General features: G+C 64.2%; 15 protein-coding genes. 4 read left to right on the forward strand and 11 right to left on the reverse strand.

Annotation, left to right across the window (positions count from 1 at the left end; translation table 11 throughout):
• Nucleotides 1-341: 341 nt before the first annotated feature.
• Both ABID26_RS17905 and ABID26_RS17910 read left to right on the forward strand, forming a co-directional pair.
• Nucleotides 342-542 (forward strand): DUF680 domain-containing protein, encoded by a 201-nt coding sequence (locus tag ABID26_RS17905; RefSeq protein WP_126096654.1) that lies wholly within the window; start codon nucleotides 342-344, stop codon nucleotides 540-542.
• A gap of 105 nt (nucleotides 543-647) precedes the next feature.
• Entirely contained in the window at nucleotides 648-881 is a 234-nt protein-coding gene (locus ABID26_RS17910) for a DUF680 domain-containing protein (RefSeq protein WP_126096653.1), read from the forward strand.
• A gap of 191 nt (nucleotides 882-1,072) precedes the next feature.
• Here ABID26_RS17910 and ABID26_RS17915 read toward each other — a convergent pair whose 3' ends face one another.
• The 5 genes from ABID26_RS17915 to ABID26_RS17935 all read right to left on the reverse strand — a co-directional run bounded on the left by ABID26_RS17915 (nucleotide 1,073) and on the right by ABID26_RS17935 (nucleotide 7,695).
• Nucleotides 1,073-2,185 carry an ABC transporter ATP-binding protein gene (locus tag ABID26_RS17915; protein ID WP_126096652.1) on the reverse strand — a complete coding sequence of 371 codons (1,113 nt, stop codon included), beginning with the start codon at nucleotides 2,183-2,185 and terminating at the stop codon, nucleotides 1,073-1,075.
• Nucleotides 2,186-2,220: 35 nt separating this feature from the next.
• Nucleotides 2,221-3,885: a beta-galactosidase BglA gene (gene bglA, locus ABID26_RS17920; RefSeq protein ID WP_354416017.1), complete on the reverse strand. Its 1,665-nt coding sequence runs from the start codon at nucleotides 3,883-3,885 to the stop codon at nucleotides 2,221-2,223.
• A gap of 4 nt (nucleotides 3,886-3,889) precedes the next feature.
• A complete protein-coding gene (locus tag ABID26_RS17925) occupies nucleotides 3,890-5,044 on the reverse strand; it encodes a carbohydrate ABC transporter permease (protein WP_292304592.1) in 1,155 nt (384 codons plus the stop codon).
• Between the two features lies 1 nt (nucleotide 5,045).
• Entirely contained in the window at nucleotides 5,046-6,059 is a 1,014-nt protein-coding gene (locus tag ABID26_RS17930) for a carbohydrate ABC transporter permease (protein ID WP_126096649.1), read from the reverse strand.
• Between the two features lie 280 nt (nucleotides 6,060-6,339).
• Nucleotides 6,340-7,695, reverse strand: coding sequence for an ABC transporter substrate-binding protein (locus tag ABID26_RS17935; protein ID WP_126096648.1), 1,356 nt, complete (start codon nucleotides 7,693-7,695; stop codon nucleotides 6,340-6,342).
• A 71-nt stretch (nucleotides 7,696-7,766) separates the two neighbouring features.
• Here ABID26_RS17935 and ABID26_RS17940 point away from each other — a divergent pair, with 71 nt between their 5' ends.
• Both ABID26_RS17940 and ABID26_RS17945 read left to right on the forward strand, forming a co-directional pair.
• On the forward strand, nucleotides 7,767-8,057 hold the full coding sequence (locus ABID26_RS17940) for a hypothetical protein (RefSeq protein ID WP_126096647.1): 291 nt from the start codon (nucleotides 7,767-7,769) through the stop codon (nucleotides 8,055-8,057).
• Nucleotides 8,054-9,076, forward strand: a complete 1,023-nt coding sequence (locus ABID26_RS17945; protein WP_126096646.1) for a LacI family DNA-binding transcriptional regulator — start codon at nucleotides 8,054-8,056, stop codon at nucleotides 9,074-9,076. Before ABID26_RS17940 ends, ABID26_RS17945 begins: the two co-directional genes overlap by 4 nt.
• 202 nt (nucleotides 9,077-9,278) lie before the next feature.
• Here the strand turns inward: ABID26_RS17945 and ABID26_RS17950 are convergent, their stop codons facing one another.
• The 6 genes from ABID26_RS17950 to ABID26_RS17975 all read right to left on the reverse strand — a co-directional run bounded on the left by ABID26_RS17950 (nucleotide 9,279) and on the right by ABID26_RS17975 (nucleotide 15,647).
• A complete protein-coding gene (locus tag ABID26_RS17950) occupies nucleotides 9,279-10,739 on the reverse strand; it encodes a S8 family serine peptidase (RefSeq protein ID WP_126096645.1) in 1,461 nt (486 codons plus the stop codon).
• The gene (locus tag ABID26_RS17955) at nucleotides 10,729-11,397 is read right to left on the reverse strand and encodes an anti-sigma factor (protein WP_126096644.1); all 669 of its coding nucleotides are present in this window, start codon (nucleotides 11,395-11,397) and stop codon (nucleotides 10,729-10,731) included. The genes ABID26_RS17950 and ABID26_RS17955 overlap by 11 nt, the downstream gene beginning before the upstream one ends.
• Nucleotides 11,394-11,960: a sigma-70 family RNA polymerase sigma factor gene (locus ABID26_RS17960; RefSeq protein WP_126096643.1), complete on the reverse strand. Its 567-nt coding sequence runs from the start codon at nucleotides 11,958-11,960 to the stop codon at nucleotides 11,394-11,396. Before ABID26_RS17960 ends, ABID26_RS17955 begins: the two co-directional genes overlap by 4 nt.
• Nucleotides 11,961-12,232: 272 nt before the next feature.
• Nucleotides 12,233-13,072, reverse strand: coding sequence for an alkaline phosphatase family protein (locus tag ABID26_RS17965; protein WP_126096642.1), 840 nt, complete (start codon nucleotides 13,070-13,072; stop codon nucleotides 12,233-12,235).
• Nucleotides 13,073-13,164: 92 nt separating this feature from the next.
• A complete protein-coding gene (locus tag ABID26_RS17970; RefSeq protein ID WP_126096641.1) occupies nucleotides 13,165-14,820 on the reverse strand; it encodes an ABC transporter ATP-binding protein in 1,656 nt (551 codons plus the stop codon).
• Nucleotides 14,820-15,647 carry an ABC transporter permease gene (locus ABID26_RS17975; protein WP_126096640.1) on the reverse strand — a complete coding sequence of 276 codons (828 nt, stop codon included), beginning with the start codon at nucleotides 15,645-15,647 and terminating at the stop codon, nucleotides 14,820-14,822. The genes ABID26_RS17970 and ABID26_RS17975 overlap by 1 nt, the downstream gene beginning before the upstream one ends.
• Nucleotides 15,648-15,655 lie beyond the last annotated feature (8 nt).

Here is a 15,655-nt window from a genome sequence, read left to right on the forward strand (position 1 = left end):
GTAAACGGTATCGAAAAGTGACTATTAGGAGGTCCTAAAATCGAACCGAACGGTTCGTTTCTGTTGACGGTGCGTGCAAGACGGGGTGAACATTGGCAGTCGGATACGTTTGGTGAGCCAAACGACGGAATGAAGTAACCAGCTGATTTAAAAGAGGAAAAATCCAATTGTAGGAACGGGTGGTACAATTTCAAGGTGTAGATTCATGGTCCAGCCGGAACAACTTCGTGATTGGAATCCAGCAGCCGGCTTACCCACATGGCGCCTGTCCGAACGACGCGATTTTCACCTCCCAAGACACGCCGCTAGACGGACGGAAAAAAGATACTGGAGTACCAAAAATGAAAAAGATTGTTCTTGCCGCCGCCCTTTTGGCCATTTCCGGCAGCGCCTTCGCTGCTAGCGACAATTACGGTTCCAACGGCGCCAACCAGCCGGCTGCCGCGGTCGACACGTCCTATACGGCTTCGACCCAGAAGTCGGAACCGGCTGCTCAGAAGCCTGCCCAGGGCGCTGACCGCAACCTGTTCGGCAACAACTAACTGCCGAACCGCGGCCATGATCCGCTGAGGGGCCATGGCCGACAGGGATGGACGGCGGGGTTGCCCGCCGCCTCCACGGAATTCAGGATATTCAGGAGTACTAAAATGAAGAAGATCGTTCTTGCCGCCGCGGCCGCCGTTCTGGCCCTGTCCAGCACCGCTTTCGCGGCCAGCGACAACTACGGCTCCAACGGCGCCGACCAGCCGGCTGCCGCGGTCGACACCACGCGCACCTCGTCGACCAGCACCGACTCGCCGGTCTACAAGCTGTTGAACTCGTCCAACGACGCGCACAAGTCGGCCCCCCAGGGCAGCGACCGCAACCTGTTCGGCCGCTAGACCGTGATGGCGTTTCGTTGAATCGCCATCCCGATCTAACTCTTTGCTGGAGCGTGATCTTTCTCCGAAAACCGGGTCCCACTTTTCGGGATCATGCTCTAACGGCCGCAAACAGTTGAATGAAAAAGAGCGGCGGGCCAGGCCCGCCGCTCTTTGTTTGCCGGGTAGCTCCTGACGGAACGAGGAAGACCTCAAGCCGCCTTCGCCTCCTCGCGCTGCAGCGTGAAGGAGTGGCCATCCGCGTCGAAGATATGTAGGTCGCCGGCGCTGGCGTTCAGCCGCAAGGTCTCGCCGCGCTTGACCTCGACATTGCCCGGCAGCTTGGCCACCAGCGGCAGGTCGGCGCGGCCGATATCGACATAGACGAGCTGCACCTCGCCGAGCTGCTCGATATAGTCGACCTTGCCTTCGAACAAGTAGTCCTGCCCGGTGGCGATCGCGAGATCCTCAGGCCGCACGCCGAAGCTCACCGCCGCGCCGTTCGTCGAAGCGGGCGTTGCGATCGGCACCGTCGCCTTGCGATCGCCGACATGGCTGACCACGGTCGGATTGCCGGCCTTCTCGATCTTCGCCGGCAGGATGTTCATGGCCGGCGAGCCGATGAACTGGGCGACGAACAGGTTGCCCGGCCGCTTGTAGAGCTCCATCGGCGTGCCGACCTGCTCGACAACGCCTTCCTTCAACACCACGATGCGGTCCGCCAGCGTCATCGCCTCGACCTGGTCGTGCGTGACGTAGATCATCGTCGTGTTCGGCATCGATTCCTTCAGCTTGGCGATCTCGATGCGAGTGGCGACCCGCAGGGCCGCGTCGAGGTTGGACAGCGGCTCGTCGAACAGGAACACCTTCGGATTGCGCACGATGGCGCGGCCGATGGCGACGCGCTGGCGCTGGCCGCCCGACATCGCCTTGGGCAGACGGTCGAGATATTTGGTGAGCTGCAGGATCTCTGCCGCCTGGCGCACGCGCTTGTCGATCTCGGCCTTGCTTTCCTTGCCGATCTTCATCGAGAAGGCCATGTTATCGTAGACCGTCATATGCGGGTAGAGCGCATAGGACTGGAACACCATGGCGATGCCCCGCTTCGACGGCGGCACGTCGTTCACCACCTCGCCATCGATCTGGAGCACGCCGGACGTGATCTCCTCCAGGCCGGCGATCGACCTCAGCAAAGTCGACTTGCCGCAGCCCGACGGCCCGACAAAGACGATGAATTCGCCCGATTTGATGTCGAGGTCGATGCCGTGGAGAATGTTGAGGTTGCCGTATGATTTCTTCACCTGGTTCAGCGTGACATCGGCCATGGTTTCCTCCTCCCAGTGATTGTCCGTTCTAAAACTCAGTCGATACGCCCGAACCAGGCGCCATAGCCGCAGAGGCGGATGGGCCCGGTGCCAGTCTGTCCCGAAAGGCCATGCCCGGGCAAGGGCTGCAGCGAGCCTTTGCCGAGATCGACCTCGGCAGGCCTGCCGCCGAGGTTGAAGACGCAGGCGATGCGCTCATTGCCTTCGCGTCGCGTGAAGGCGACGGTATCGCCGTCGCTTTCGATGAAGTCGATGTCGCCCTTGCCCATCGCCGGATGCTGGCGGCGGAAGGCGAGGAAGCGCCGGTAGTGCTCAAGCAGCGAGTTCGGATCGCCCTGCTGCACGTTCACCGCCTGCGAAAGATGCTTGCCCGGCACCGGCAGCCAGGGCTTGGCGCCGGAGAAGCCGCCATTCTTGGCCGCCGCTTCCCACACCATCGGCGTGCGGCAGCCGTCGCGGCCCTTGAATTCCGGCCAGAAACGGATGCCGTAGGGGTCCTGCAGGTCCTCGAATTTGAGTTCCGCCTCGCCGAGGCCGAGCTCCTCGCCCTGATAGATGCAGACCGAGCCGCGCAGCGACATCAGCAGCGCCGAGATCACCTTGAGGTAAGCGGTCGGGTCGGCCTCGTTGGCGGCCCAGCGTGAGGCCACCCGCATCACGTCATGATTGGAGAAAGCCCAGCAGGACCAGCCGTCGCTGGCGACCCGGCCAAAGGCCTCCAGCACCGCGCGCACCTTGGCGGCGCTGATCTTTTCCGGCGCCAGGAAGTCGAAGGAATAGCACATATGCACGCGCTTGCCGTCGGCGGTATAGGCGGCCACCACTTCCAGCCCGCGCTGCGAGTCGCCGACCTCGCCGACGGCGGCCTGCGCCGGATATTCGTCGAGCAGCGCGCGGAAACGCTCGAGAAAACCGAGGTTTTCCGGCCGGCTCTTGTCGTAGATATGGTCCTGGTAGTTGTAGGGGTTGACCGCCGGCGCCGTCTGGTCGTTGCGCTCTTCCGGCGGCAGCGGCGGATTGTCCTCCAGCCCCTGGCTGTGGAAGTAGAAATTGATGGTGTCGAGGCGAAAGCCGTCGACGCCGCGCTCCAGCCAGAAGCGGGTGATGTCGAGCAGCGCGTCCTGGACTTCTGCGTTGTGGAAGTTGAGGTCGGGCTGCTCGGCCAGGAAATTGTGCATGTAATATTGCTGGCGGCTGGTGTCCCACTGCCAGGCCGAGCCGCCGAAGATCGACAGCCAGTTGTTGGGCGGCGTGCCGTCGGGCTTGGCATCCGCCCATACATACCAGTCGGCTTTTGGATTGGCGCGGCTCGAGCGGCTTTCCTTGAACCAGGGGTGGATGTCGGCGGTATGCGACAGCACCTCGTCGATCATCACCTTGAGGCCGAGGCGATGCGCTTCCGCCACCAGCGCATCGAAATCGGCGAGCGTGCCGAACATCGGGTCGACGTCGCAATAGTCCGATACGTCGTAGCCGAAATCCTTCATCGGCGATTTGAAGAACGGCGAGATCCAGATGGCGTCGACGCCGAGCGAGGCGATGTAGGGCAACCGCCGCACAATGCCTTTCAGGTCGCCGATGCCGTCGCCATTCGAGTCCTGGTAGGAACGCGGATAGATCTGGTAGATCACCGCGCCCCGCCACCAGTCGCGGTCGACGGCGGGGTCCGGTCTCGAAGTCGCCTTCAAAGCCGATTGCATTGTCTCAACCTCCTTTCACCGAGCCGGCAAGCAGCCCGCGAACGAAATAGCGTTGCAGCGAGAAGAACACGATCAGCGGCACGATGATGGTCACGAAGGCCGATGTCGTGAGAATCTCCCAGTCGCCGCCGCGCGAGCCGAGCAGCGCGTTGAGCTTGGCCGTCAGCACGATCTGATCGGCCTCGGTACCGAGGAAAACCATCGCCACCAAGAGATCGTTCCATACCCACAGGAACTGGAAGATGGCGAAGGATGCGAGCACCGGGAAGGAGAGCGGCAGCACGATCTTGACGAAGATCTCGAAGTCGCTGGCGCCGTCGATGCGGGCCGATTCCATGATCTCGCGCGGCAGGCCGGCAATGTAGCTCCTGAGCAGATAGATGGCGAAGGGCAGGCCGAAGCCGGTATGCGCCAGCCAGATGCCGAGATAGGTCTTGGACGGCACGCCGAAGAAGCTGCCGACGCCATTGTAGAGTTTCAACAGCGGGATCAGCGACATCTGCAGCGGCACGACCAGCAGGCCGATGATGACGGCGATCAGCAGCGCCCGGCCGGGAAAGCGCATCCAGGCCAGCGCGTAAGCCGCGAAGGCCGCGATCAGGATCGGAATGACCGTCGAGGGAATGGTCACCGTCAGCGAGTTCATGAAGGAGCGGCCGATGCCTTCCGAGAACAGCACCGTCCGGTAATTGTCGGTGGTGAATTTCGGCGGCGCCGAGGAGGCAAAATAGACGCGCTGGCCGCGCTCGCCCTCGAAGGCTTTCGGCGAGGACAGGGCAAAGCTGCCGTCGGCGTTGACCTGCAGGCTGACGCCGTCGCCGAGATCGGCCGCCGTGCCGGCGGGATACTGCATCGGCGCCGACGACTTGACGCCGAAGGCGCTGATGTCGCGCTTGGCGCCGTCGCCGAAGATGTTGCCCTCGATGACGTATTTGCCGTCCTTCTGCACCTGCGCGGAGGCGGCCGGCAGCCGCCCGGCCTCGGTCTGGCTGGAGCTGGCGAAGGAATTCCACCAGCCGGACGCAATGATCTGGTCCTTGTCGCGCAGCGACGAGACGAGGATGCCGAGCGTAGGCACGGTCCAGATCGCCACGAAGACGAGCACGGCGATATGGACGCCGAAGCGGCTGGCGAAGGACTTTCCGGTCTTGGCGGTCATCTCAATGCCCTCCCGTCTCTTTGTTGGCCTGGCGGATGTTCCAGACCATGATCGGAATGACGGCGATCATGATGATGATGGCGATAGTTGCGCCGCGGCCGAAGTCGCCGCCGCCGCGGAACATCCAGTCGAACATCAGGTTCGCCAGCACCTGGCTGTTCCACTGGCCGTTGGTCATGGTCAGCACGATGTCGAACACCTTCAGCACCAGGATGGTGATGGTGGTCCACACCACGGCGATCGTGCCCCAGATCTGCGGCACCATGATCTTCCAGAAGATCTGGAACGGATTGGCGCCGTCGATGACCGCGGCTTCCAGCGTTTCCTCCGGAATGCCGCGCAGCGCCGACGACAGGATCACCATGGCAAAGCCGGTCTGGATCCAGATCAGGATGACCATCAGGAAGAAGTTGTTCCAGAAGGGCAGCGATATCCACACCTGCGGCTGGCCGCCGAAATATTGGATGATGGCGTTGAGCAGGCCGATCTGGACCTGGCCTTCGCCGCGATATTCGTAGATGAATTTCCAGATCACGCTGGCGCCGACGAAGGAGATCGCCAGCGGCAGGAAGATCAGGCTCTTGGCGATCGTGCCCCACCAGATCTTGTCGGTGAGCACGGCGATGATCAGTCCGAGGAAGGTGCAGGCCGCCGGCACCACCGCCAGCCAGACGATGTTGTTGAGGATGGAGTTGCGGAACTCGCGGTCGCCGAAGGCCCATTCGTAGTTGGCAAGCCCCACGAAGCTCGCGCCGCCGCGATCGAGGAAGGAGAGCCTGAGCGTCTCGACGACCGGATAGATCAGATAGATGGTGAGGATGATCATCGCCGGGCCGACGAACAGCCATGGCCGCACCAGACCTTGCCGGCGCAGATTGTCGACGGCGGTGCTGCCCGAGACGCCGCGCGATGGAAAGACGACGTCGAGCAGTTTGTTGGCGCCCCAGAAATAGGCGACGCAGCCGCCGACGCCGATGATGATGACGAATATGGCCGAGAAAATCTGAGCCGCCATGGGTCCCTCTCCCTGCGCATGATCGGCCAGGCAACACTGGCGATCGGATGCACCGACTTTACTTAAAGCGCGTCGCTACCTTTAAGGTTCGCTCTGCGCGCTTTAAATCTTTGTTTTGATGCATGTCGGCTCCCCAAAACCGCTGCGCACTTTTGGGCGACATGCACTATTCGGAACAATCGAGACGCGAAGGCTTCCGGCGATTGCCGCCGGTCGGATCCGGGCCGTGGCCCGGATCCAGTAGGAGGATCAGTAAGTCTGTCTTGCCGCTATGCGAGGCTTACTTGATGGCATCCCAGCTCTTCTGGATGTCGGTGGCGACGTCCTGGGCGGACTTGCCGCCGACGAGGTCGATCATGCCGGTCCAGAAGGAACCCGCGCCGATCTTGCCTGGCATCAAGTCCGAGCCGTCGAAGCGGAACGTCGAGGCGTTGGCCAGGATGTCGCCCTGCTTCTTCAGCGCCTCGCTGGCATAGGCTTCCTTGTTCACCGCCTTGTACGGCGTCACGAAGCCGCCCTGGGCCATCCAGATCTCATGCGCCAGCGGCATTTTCAGGAAGTCGATGAAGGCCCGCGCGCCTTTGGAGTCCTTGGTGATCATGACCAGCGTGCCGGCGCCGAGCACGGGCGTGCCGAGATCGGGCTTGGAAGCATAGGGCGGATAGTAGAAGAAGTCGGCGTCCTGACCGATCTTGGTGCCTTCCGGGAAGAAGGTCGGGATGAACGAAGCCTGCTTGTGCATGTAGCACTTCGGCGGCACCGAGAAGAGGCCCTTCGGGCTGTCTCGGAAGTCGGTCGCCGCGACCGCCTTGGCGCCGCCGTCGACCATCTTGTCGTCGGTGGCGATCTTGCCGAAGATGTCGATGGCGTTGACCACGGCCGGGTCGTTGAACGGGATCTCGTTCTTCACCCACTTGTCGTAGACGTCGGGCGTCTGGGTCCGCAGCATGATGTCCTCGACCCAGTCGGTCGCCGGCCAGCCGGTGGCGCCGCCGGAGCCGAGCCCGATGCACCAGGGCTTGCCGCCGTCGGCGATGATCTTCTTTTCCAAGTCGGCGAGCTCTTCCTGCGTCTTCGGCACCTTGTAGCCGGCTTCCTCGAAATTGTCCGGCGAGTACCAGACCAGCGACTTCACGTCGGCCTTGTAGGGGAAGGCGAAGAAGCCGGGCTTGCCGTCCTTGTCCTTGAAGGTGCCGAGATCGACCCAGGACTGGCCGGCGCCGTAATTGTCTTTGATCCATTTGGCGGTGTCGTCGCCGAGCGGGGTGAGCAGGCCCTTGGAAGCGAGGTCCTGGATGAGGCCGGGCTGCGGCAGCACGGCGATGTTGGGCGGGCTGCCGGCTTGGGTGTCAATGACGATCTGTTGCTCGTAATTCTCCGACGAGGAGTATTTGATCTCGGCGCCGGTGGCCTCCTGGAAGTATTCGAGCACGGTGCGCACCAGGCCCTCGTCCTCGCCGCGCCACGGCCCGAAGATGGTCAGCGTCTCGCCCTTGAGGTCGACTTTCTTGAGCTCGTCGTAGTTTGCCCAGTGGAAGCGCGGGTCCTCGCCCGGCTTGAACTTCAGTTCGGCTTGCGCCGGCAGGCTAAAGGCGAGCGCGGCGAAAGCGGCGCCCAAGAGAAGCATCTTCTTCATCGCAAATTCCTCCCAGTGGTCAAAACAGTTCGGACGAAACCTCCATCCCGTCCGCCGACGCCCGCGGAACTGTGACTCAGCGAGAAAGCAATCGCAACCTTTCGGCGAGTCTTCCAAAGCGCTTTGGCTTTTTCGATCTCGCCATTGAATTGACCGGAAGTCAAGAGGCTTGCGGTACTAATCGATTTAAATTCTCGCTCAACCGGCCGGAAAGTGCGCTGCAGCATGCTTTTTGGCGCCGCAGCAGCAATTTTTGCTTCAAACTACCTTGGGCCGCTACTAAGGTCATTCTGTCTGGCGAGATCGTCAGTCTCATCGGATCGATTCAAATTCAAAGCGCTTTGAGGCTGGAGGCCTCATGAACCTCAAGCAACTCTCACACATGCTGTCGCTTTCGCAGACCACGGTAAGCCGGGCGCTGAACGGCTACCCGGAGGTCAACGAGGAGACGCGGCGCCGCGTGATGGATGCCGCCAAGCGCCATGGCTACCGGCCCAACCCCAGCGCGCGACGGCTGGCCACCGGCAAGTCGGGCATGATCGGCTATGTGCTGCCGACCGGGGCTGCCGTCGACATCGACCCGCATTTCGTCGAATTCCTTTCCGGTCTCGGCGACTATGCCCGCTCGCACGAGCTCGATCTCGTGCTGTCGCCGGCCGACGCCGACGACCAGGAAACCACCTACCGCCGCATCGTCGCCAACCGCCAGGTCGACGCCGTCTATATCTCCTCGCCGCGCCCCGCCGACCGGCGGCTGGCACTGGTCAACACGCTGGGCATCCCTTTCATCGTCCATGGCCGCAGCGAAGGTTTCGATTTCGACTATCCTTACCTCGACATCGATAATGAGGGCGCCTTCCATGAAGCGGCAAGGCTTCTCATCCAACTCGGCCACAAGCGGTTGGCGCTGATCAACGGCGACGACCGCGAGACCTTCGCCATCCACCGTGAACGCGGCGTCCGCCGGGCGTTGGCCGCGAGCGGCCTGGCGCTTGGCGAGCGCCACATCTGCTCGCTGACCATGACCGAGGAAAACGGCTATCGCGCCGCCCGCCGGCTGCTCGAGCAAAGCGAACCGCCGACGGCGATCGTCTGCTCCAGCCTGATCATGGCGTTGGGCGTCGTGCGCGCCCTGCGCGATCTCGGCCTCGCCATCCCGGGCGACCTGTCGCTGGTCGCCCACGACGACGTCTTCCCCTGGCTGCGGCCGGAGAATTTCCCGGTGCCGCTGTCGACGACGCGCTCCTCGATCCGGCTTGCCGGCGCGCGTGTCGCCGAGCGGCTGGCGGCGCGGATATCGGGGCTCGAAGAGGGTGCTCGTGGCGAGGTCTGGCCGGTCGATCTGGTGATCAGGGGATCGGTCGGCGGCGCGCCGGGGTAGAGATCGCGGCGGCAGGCTGGCGAAGCGTGGCGCTGGTAATCTCCCCCTTGAGGGGAGATGGCCGCGAAGCGGTCAGAGGGGGTCGGTCCGACTGGGCTCGACTTTCCGCGACAGATGGAGGTCGGCATTTTACGCGCGGCGACCCCCTCTGTCGCCTTCGGCGACATCTCCCCCTCAAGGGGGGAGATTTGGCCGCTTCGGCCTATTCCTTCGCCGCTCCGGCCGCCTTGATGTCCAGCAGGCCATAGCCGAAGTCATTGTCGCGCCCCTTCGGGCCGAGATCCTTGGCGGTGGCGGCAAGCGCCTTCTCGATGTCGTCGGCCGAGCGGTCGGGCGCGGCATGGATCAGGTTGGCGATGGCGCCGGACACGATCGCGGCGGCGAAAGAGGTGCCGGTGACCACGTCGGAACCGGCGCCGCTCGGCGCCACCATTTCGACGCCTGGCGCCGAGATGAAGACATAGGCGCCGCGATTGGCCTGCGGCATCAGCCCGTCCTTGGCGTCGGTGGCGGTGACGGCGATGACGCCGTCGAAGGCGGCCGGATAGCCATAGGGCGCCTTCGGACCGTTGTTGCCGGCCGCCGCGACCAGCACCATGCCGAGCGCGCGCGCATTGCGGCAGGCGGTGCCGAGCAGGTCGTTCTTCGGGCCGACGAAGCTCATATTGATGATGCGCACATCCTGTTCTGCCGCCCAGTCGAGCGCCGACAGGATGACGTCCATGGTCGACTTGCCGCCTTCGAAGGCCCGCGCGTGATAGATCCTGGCGCCCGGCGCCATGCCTTCCAGCGCGCCGACGCCGGCGATCAGCCCGTCGACCGAGGTGCCGTGATCGCGCCTTTCGATCGGCACGTTCGGCATGGCGTCGAACTGGTCGGCGATCACGCCCTTCAGCGCTGGATTGGTGTCGTCGATGCCGGTGTCGATGACGGCGACGCGCACATTCTCGCCGCTCGCCTGTTTTGAATCGAGCGCGATACGGTCGAAGGCATAGTTCACGATGCCGGCCGCCTGCTGCAGCGAATAGATATGGTTGGGCTCGCGCCGCTGCGTACGGCCATCGGCGGCAAGCTGCGCCAGCACCACGCCGACCGGTCGTCCATCGGGAATGCCGTAGCGCACCAGCGTTGTGCCGAGCAGCCGCGACTGGCGCTGCGAGCGCACCTGCAGGCCGAAGGAATTGGCTATCTGCTGCACCGCGCCGGCATCGCCGGCGACCGTCACCAGCACCTCGTCGGGCACGAATTCGCCGCTGACCGCGCGAGGAGGCGCGGCGACATTGAGCCCGGTGGGCGGCGTGACAGGTCCGCTCGGCGTGGGAGCCGGTGTCGGCGTGTTGGCGGGGCCGGTGGTCGGCGGCGTCCCATTCGGGGGACTGGGTGCTGGCGTTGCTGGACCGGCCGGCGGGTTCGGGAACAGGTCGACGATCAGCGCCGGCAGGAACACCGCGCCGCCGGTCGTCGTGCCCGCGCCAGGCTTGCCGCCATCGTTTCTGCCGCCGCCGTCCTTATCGCAATCGGCGCCGGCCGCCGTCTTGCCATTGAGGCAGTCAATCTGCTTCTGCGAAAGATTCGGGTCATTGGTTTGCGCAAGGGCAGGCGCCGCGGCAAATGCCGCCGCCGCGAGGATTGCCGCATGCAGAATGACCGCCTTAGCCGCCATCGGCCGGTTTCCTTCCCTGCACCACAGCCTCCGCGAAAGGCTGGGCGGCAATAAGGCCGACGAGCTTGTCGTAATCGGCCGCCGCGGTCGCCGGGATTGTCACGTGGAACACCCCATCGGCGGTCGGCCCGCCGGCGATCTTCAGCCCGTTCTGGCCGAGGAAGGCGGCGATGTCCGACATCTTGGCGTCCGGCTTGAACTTCACCAAGGCAAAGGGCAGCTTCGCGAGATCGTCCTGCTGACCGGCCACCTCGAAGTCATTGCCCTTGCCGCCCGGCTGCTCGAAGGATTGCACCACGACCAGCGCAAGCAGCGCCGCGGCCGCCGCCCAGGCGACGCCGGCGGGCATCGCCGTGACCCGGCCGAAGACCTTCGCCAGCCATGATTGGCCGGCAGGCGCGCGCACCGGGCCGGCCTCGGCGTCGAGCGCCCTGGCAAAGCGGGAGAGCGCATCGGCCGGCGGGCGGATCGCCTCGTTGGCGGCGGCGGTGCCGGAGAATTCGGCCTCCGCCTCGCCAAGGGCTGCCATCGCCGCCGGATCGGAGGCCAGCCATTCCTCGACCGCCTCCAGCTCGGCGCCTTCCAGCGAACCGTTCAGGTAGAACGGCAGCAGCGTCTCCATCTCGTCGCGGCGCGACATCTTTTCAGCGGCGCTCATGGCCACCCCCTGTCGTAACCGGCGGCCTTGAGGGCCTCGCCGAGTTTCTTGCGGGCGTAGAACATCCTGGTCTTGACGGTCGCGACCGGGATATTGAGCACCTCGCCGATCTCGGTCACCGACTGGCCATGGTAATAGGCAAGGTCGATCACCGTGCGGTGTTCTTCCGGCAAGGCATCGACGAAGCGGCGCAAGGCGGCGGCCTTGTCCTCCTTCATGGTGACGACTTCCGGCGTGTCGGCGCTGTCGGGAACCTGCGCCGCGTCGTCGTCGTCGATCCAGTCTTCCTTCTTCTTGCGCAGCGACGACAGCGCCTTGAAGCGGGCGATGCCGAGCAGCCACGTCGAGACTTCGGACCGGCCTTCGAAGCCCGGCGCCTGGCGCCACAGCTCGAGAAAGACCTCGTTGGTGATATCGTCGGCCATCATTTCCGATCCCGTCTGGCGCGCCACGAAGCGGTAGATCCGCGCGTGGTGACGCATGAACAGGAGCCGCACGGCGGCCCGGTCGCCCTTCGCGACCCGGTCTACAAGCGCGCGATCGGTTTCTGTCGCCGCATTCATGGCCGGTCGAGCCGCCTGGCTCCTCGTGGCTTTGTCGCTGATCGGTCCAAAAAGGTTCATCCTCCGCCAAGGAATTCGGAAGCTAGCCGAAGAAAGGAAGCGTTGCCAGAGGGCTGGGTCTTCCCCTTCCCCCCTTGTGGGGGAAGGTGGATCGGCGCGCAGCGCCGAGACGGATGAGGGGTGTTCCAGCGGAGTGAGACGTTGGTGGTCCCTGGAACACCCCTCATCCGTCGCCTTCGGCGACACCTTCTCCCACAGGGGGAGAAGGGGAGCTAAACCAAGAACACCTTCGCCTTCATCGTCGCCGGTGTCTGCACGCCGAGCCGGCTCAGCACCGTCGGCGCGAGCTGCAACTGGTCGAGCAGCGTGCCGGCCTCGGGACCCTTTGCCGGGCCGAAATAATAGAGCGCGAAATCCTGCATCTCGTCATCATGCCCGCCGTGATGGCCGCGGTTCGTCTGGCCGTGGTCGGCGGTGACGATCACTTCGTAGCCGACTTCGCGCCAGCCGGGCAGGAAGGCGGCGAGCATGCCGTCCATCGCGTAGCAGGCATGGTCCATCTCGTGGCAGTCGTGGCCGAAGCGGTGGCCCATCGAGTCCAGCGTGCAGGTGTGCAGAATGCCGTAGTCGATGCCGTGGCGGCGGGTCAGCATGGTCAGCGTCGCGAACAGGTCGACATCGCTCGGCGTCATCTGGTTTTTGAGATTGTAGCCGGTCATGGTGTGGAAGCGGCCATGTGTGATCGGCCCGCCGGGCTCGTCGAACTCCATGTCTTCCACGAGATCGAACGGATGGGAGCGGAAGAATTCCGACCAGTAGGAATGGGTCACCGCGCCGGTCTTGCCGCCGGCCATGCTGACCTCCGAGAAGATATCCGGCTGCGTGACGCGGAACCGGTTCTCGTTCGACAGGATGCCATGCACCTGCGGCGCGACCCCGGTGTGGATCGAGGCATAGCAGCAGGCCGAGGTCGACGGCAGCACTGAGCGCATCTTCCACACTTGCGCCTCGCCTGACTGCGCCCAGCCTTCGAGATTGCCCATCAGCCGGCGCCAGTTCCGGTAGGGCACGCCGTCGAGGATGATGAGCAGCAATTTGGATTTGAGCGCCACGGGCGGCTCCACGCAGTCTTGCCGGAGGGATCAGAATCGAGGGCTTGGCCGGTCCGGCCAAGCCCCAGAAGCGCGGAAAAGAGGAAAAGAGCTCAGTTGCCGGCGCTCTCCATGCGCCGGCCGGCGATGGCCTTCTCCAGCCAGCCGATCTCCATTTCGGGAACGGAGGACAGCAGAAGGTCGGTGTAGGCGTCGAAGGGCGGTGTCAGCACCTTGCTCTTGGAGCCGTAGCGGACCACCTCGCCGCGATACATGACCGCGATCGAATCGGCGATCGACTTCACCGTCGCGAGGTCGTGGGTAATGAAGAGGTAAGCCACTTTCTCGACCTGCTGCAGATTGAGCAGGAGCTCGAGGATGCCGTGCGCGACCAGCGGGTCGAGCGCCGACGTCACCTCGTCGCAGATGATCAGCTTAGGCTTGGCGGCGAGCGAGCGGGCGATGCAGACGCGCTGCTTCTGGCCGCCGGAAAGCTCGGCCGGATAGCGGTCGATGAAGCCCTTGCCCATCTCGATCTCGTCGAGCAGCTCGGCAACGCGCTTGTCGCGCTCGCGGCCCTTCATGCCGAAATAGAATTCCAGCGGCCGGCCGATGATCGTGCCCACCGTCTGGCGCGGGTTCATTGCCACGTCGGCCATCTGGTAGATCATCTGCAGCTGGCGCAGGTCCTCCTTCGGCCTGTCCGAAAGCCTGTTGCCGAGTGTGCGGCCGTCGAAGACGACGTTGCCCTGCTCGGGCGGCAGCAGGCCGGTGATCGCTCGCGCCAGCGTCGACTTGCCGGAGCCGGATTCCCCGACGACGGCCAAGGTCTGGCCCGGATAGATGTCGACCGACACGTTCTTCAGCACCTTGACGTGGCCGCCGCCATAGGCTGCCGTCACGTTCTTCACCGACAGCACCGGCGCTGTGCCGGGCTGTTGCTCCTGGTGCTCGATCTCATGCACGGAGACGAGTGCGTTGGTGTATTCCTGGCGCGGCTCCTTGATGATCTGGCGGGTGCCGCCCCATTCGACCAGCCGGCCGTGGCGCAGCACCATGATCTCGTCCGACACCTGGGCGACGACGGCGAGGTCGTGGGTGATGTATAAAGCTGCCACATGGGTGTCGCGGATGGCGTCCTTGATCGCCGACAGCACGTCGATCTGCGTCGTCACGTCGAGCGCCGTGGTCGGCTCGTCGAAGACGATCAGGTCAGGCTCGGAGCAGAGCGCCATGGCCGTCATCACGCGCTGCAACTGTCCGCCGGACACCTGATGCGGGAAGCGCTGGCCGATCGTCTCAGGGTTGGGCAGGCTGAGCTTCTTGAACAGGGCGACGGCGCGTTTCTCGGCCTCGGCCCGGGTTGCGGTGCCATGCAGGAGCGAGGCCTCCACCACCTGGTCCATCAGCCGGTGCGCCGGATTGAAGGCCGCCGCCGCCGACTGGGCGACATAGCAGACTTCGCGGCCGCGCAGCCTGCGGAAACCCTCCTTGCCTCCCTTCAGGATGTCGCGACCGTTGAGGATGACCTCGCCGCCGGTGATGCGCACGCCGCCGCGGCCATAGCCCATCGAAGACAGGCCGATGGTCGACTTGCCGGCGCCGGATTCGCCGATCAGCCCGAGCACCTTGCCCTTTTCCAGCGTCAGCGAGACGTCGTGGACAAGCGTGATCGTCTTCGGCGCTTCGCCGGGCGGGTAGACCGTCGCTTCGATGCGCAGGTTGCGGATGTCGAGGAGGGGGGTGGACTTTGCCTTGCCGTCAGCCATCAGCCGCGTCCTCCCTTCAGGCTTGTCGTGCGGTTGAGCACCCAGTCGGCGACGAGATTGACCGAGATCGCCAATGCTGCGATCGCCGCAGCCGGGATGAGCGCCGCCGGAATCCCGAAGACGATGCCGTCCTTGTTCTCCTTCACCATGCCGCCCCAGTCGGCATCCGGCGGCTGCACGCCGAGGCCGAGGAACGACAAGGTCGACAGGAATAGCACGGCATAGATGAAGCGCAGGCCGAGTTCGGAGACCAGCGGCGACAGCGCGTTGGGCAGGATCTCGCGGAAGATGATCCAGCCACTGCCTTCGCCGCGCAGTTTGGCGGCCTCGACATAGTCCATGACGTTGATGTCGACGGCGACCGCGCGCGACAGGCGATAGACGCGAGTCGAATCGAGGATGCCCATGACCAGGATCAGCGTCACTAGGTTGGAAGGCAGCACCGACAGCACGACGAGACCCATGATCAGCGTCGGGATCGACATCAAGAGGTCGACGAGACGCGACAGGATCGTGTCGTACCAGCCGCCGAACACCGCCGCCGAGAAGCCGAGGATGGCGCCGAGCGAGAAGGATAGCGCCGTCGCCAGCACCGCGATGAACAGCGTTATGCGGGCGCCGTAGATCATGCGGGACAACAGATCGCGACCGAGATTGTCGGTGCCCAGCCAGTGCACTGATGACATCGGTTCCCAAGGGACGTCGCTGACGATCTCGGCATTGCCGTGCGGGGCGATCCATGGTGCGAAGACCGCCGCCAGCACGAAGAGCGTCGTCAGCACAATGCCGATCAGCGCCGCTATGGGGATGCGTCTGATATCGAGCATATCGGCCG

This window comes from Mesorhizobium shonense (assembly GCF_040545255.1).
Lineage (GTDB): Bacteria > Pseudomonadota > Alphaproteobacteria > Rhizobiales > Rhizobiaceae > Mesorhizobium > Mesorhizobium shonense.

Coding starts and splice junctions, on each gene's coding strand:
- ABID26_RS17905 (WP_126096654.1), top strand. CDS start 342: ATGAAAAAGATTGTTCTTGCCGCCGCCCTTTTGGCCATTTCCGGCAGC.
- ABID26_RS17910 (WP_126096653.1), top strand. CDS start 648: ATGAAGAAGATCGTTCTTGCCGCCGCGGCCGCCGTTCTGGCCCTGTCC.
- ABID26_RS17915 (WP_126096652.1), bottom strand. CDS start 2,185: ATGGCCGATGTCACGCTGAACCAGGTGAAGAAATCATACGGCAACCTC.
- bglA (WP_354416017.1), bottom strand. CDS start 3,885: ATGCAATCGGCTTTGAAGGCGACTTCGAGACCGGACCCCGCCGTCGAC.
- ABID26_RS17925 (WP_292304592.1), bottom strand. CDS start 5,044: ATGACCGCCAAGACCGGAAAGTCCTTCGCCAGCCGCTTCGGCGTCCAT.
- ABID26_RS17930 (WP_126096649.1), bottom strand. CDS start 6,059: ATGGCGGCTCAGATTTTCTCGGCCATATTCGTCATCATCATCGGCGTC.
- ABID26_RS17935 (WP_126096648.1), bottom strand. CDS start 7,695: ATGAAGAAGATGCTTCTCTTGGGCGCCGCTTTCGCCGCGCTCGCCTTT.
- ABID26_RS17945 (WP_126096646.1), top strand. CDS start 8,054: ATGAACCTCAAGCAACTCTCACACATGCTGTCGCTTTCGCAGACCACG.
- ABID26_RS17950 (WP_126096645.1), bottom strand. CDS start 10,739: ATGGCGGCTAAGGCGGTCATTCTGCATGCGGCAATCCTCGCGGCGGCG.
- ABID26_RS17955 (WP_126096644.1), bottom strand. CDS start 11,397: ATGAGCGCCGCTGAAAAGATGTCGCGCCGCGACGAGATGGAGACGCTG.
- ABID26_RS17960 (WP_126096643.1), bottom strand. CDS start 11,960: ATGAATGCGGCGACAGAAACCGATCGCGCGCTTGTAGACCGGGTCGCG.
- ABID26_RS17970 (WP_126096641.1), bottom strand. CDS start 14,820: ATGGCTGACGGCAAGGCAAAGTCCACCCCCCTCCTCGACATCCGCAAC.
- ABID26_RS17975 (WP_126096640.1), bottom strand. CDS start 15,647: ATGCTCGATATCAGACGCATCCCCATAGCGGCGCTGATCGGCATTGTG.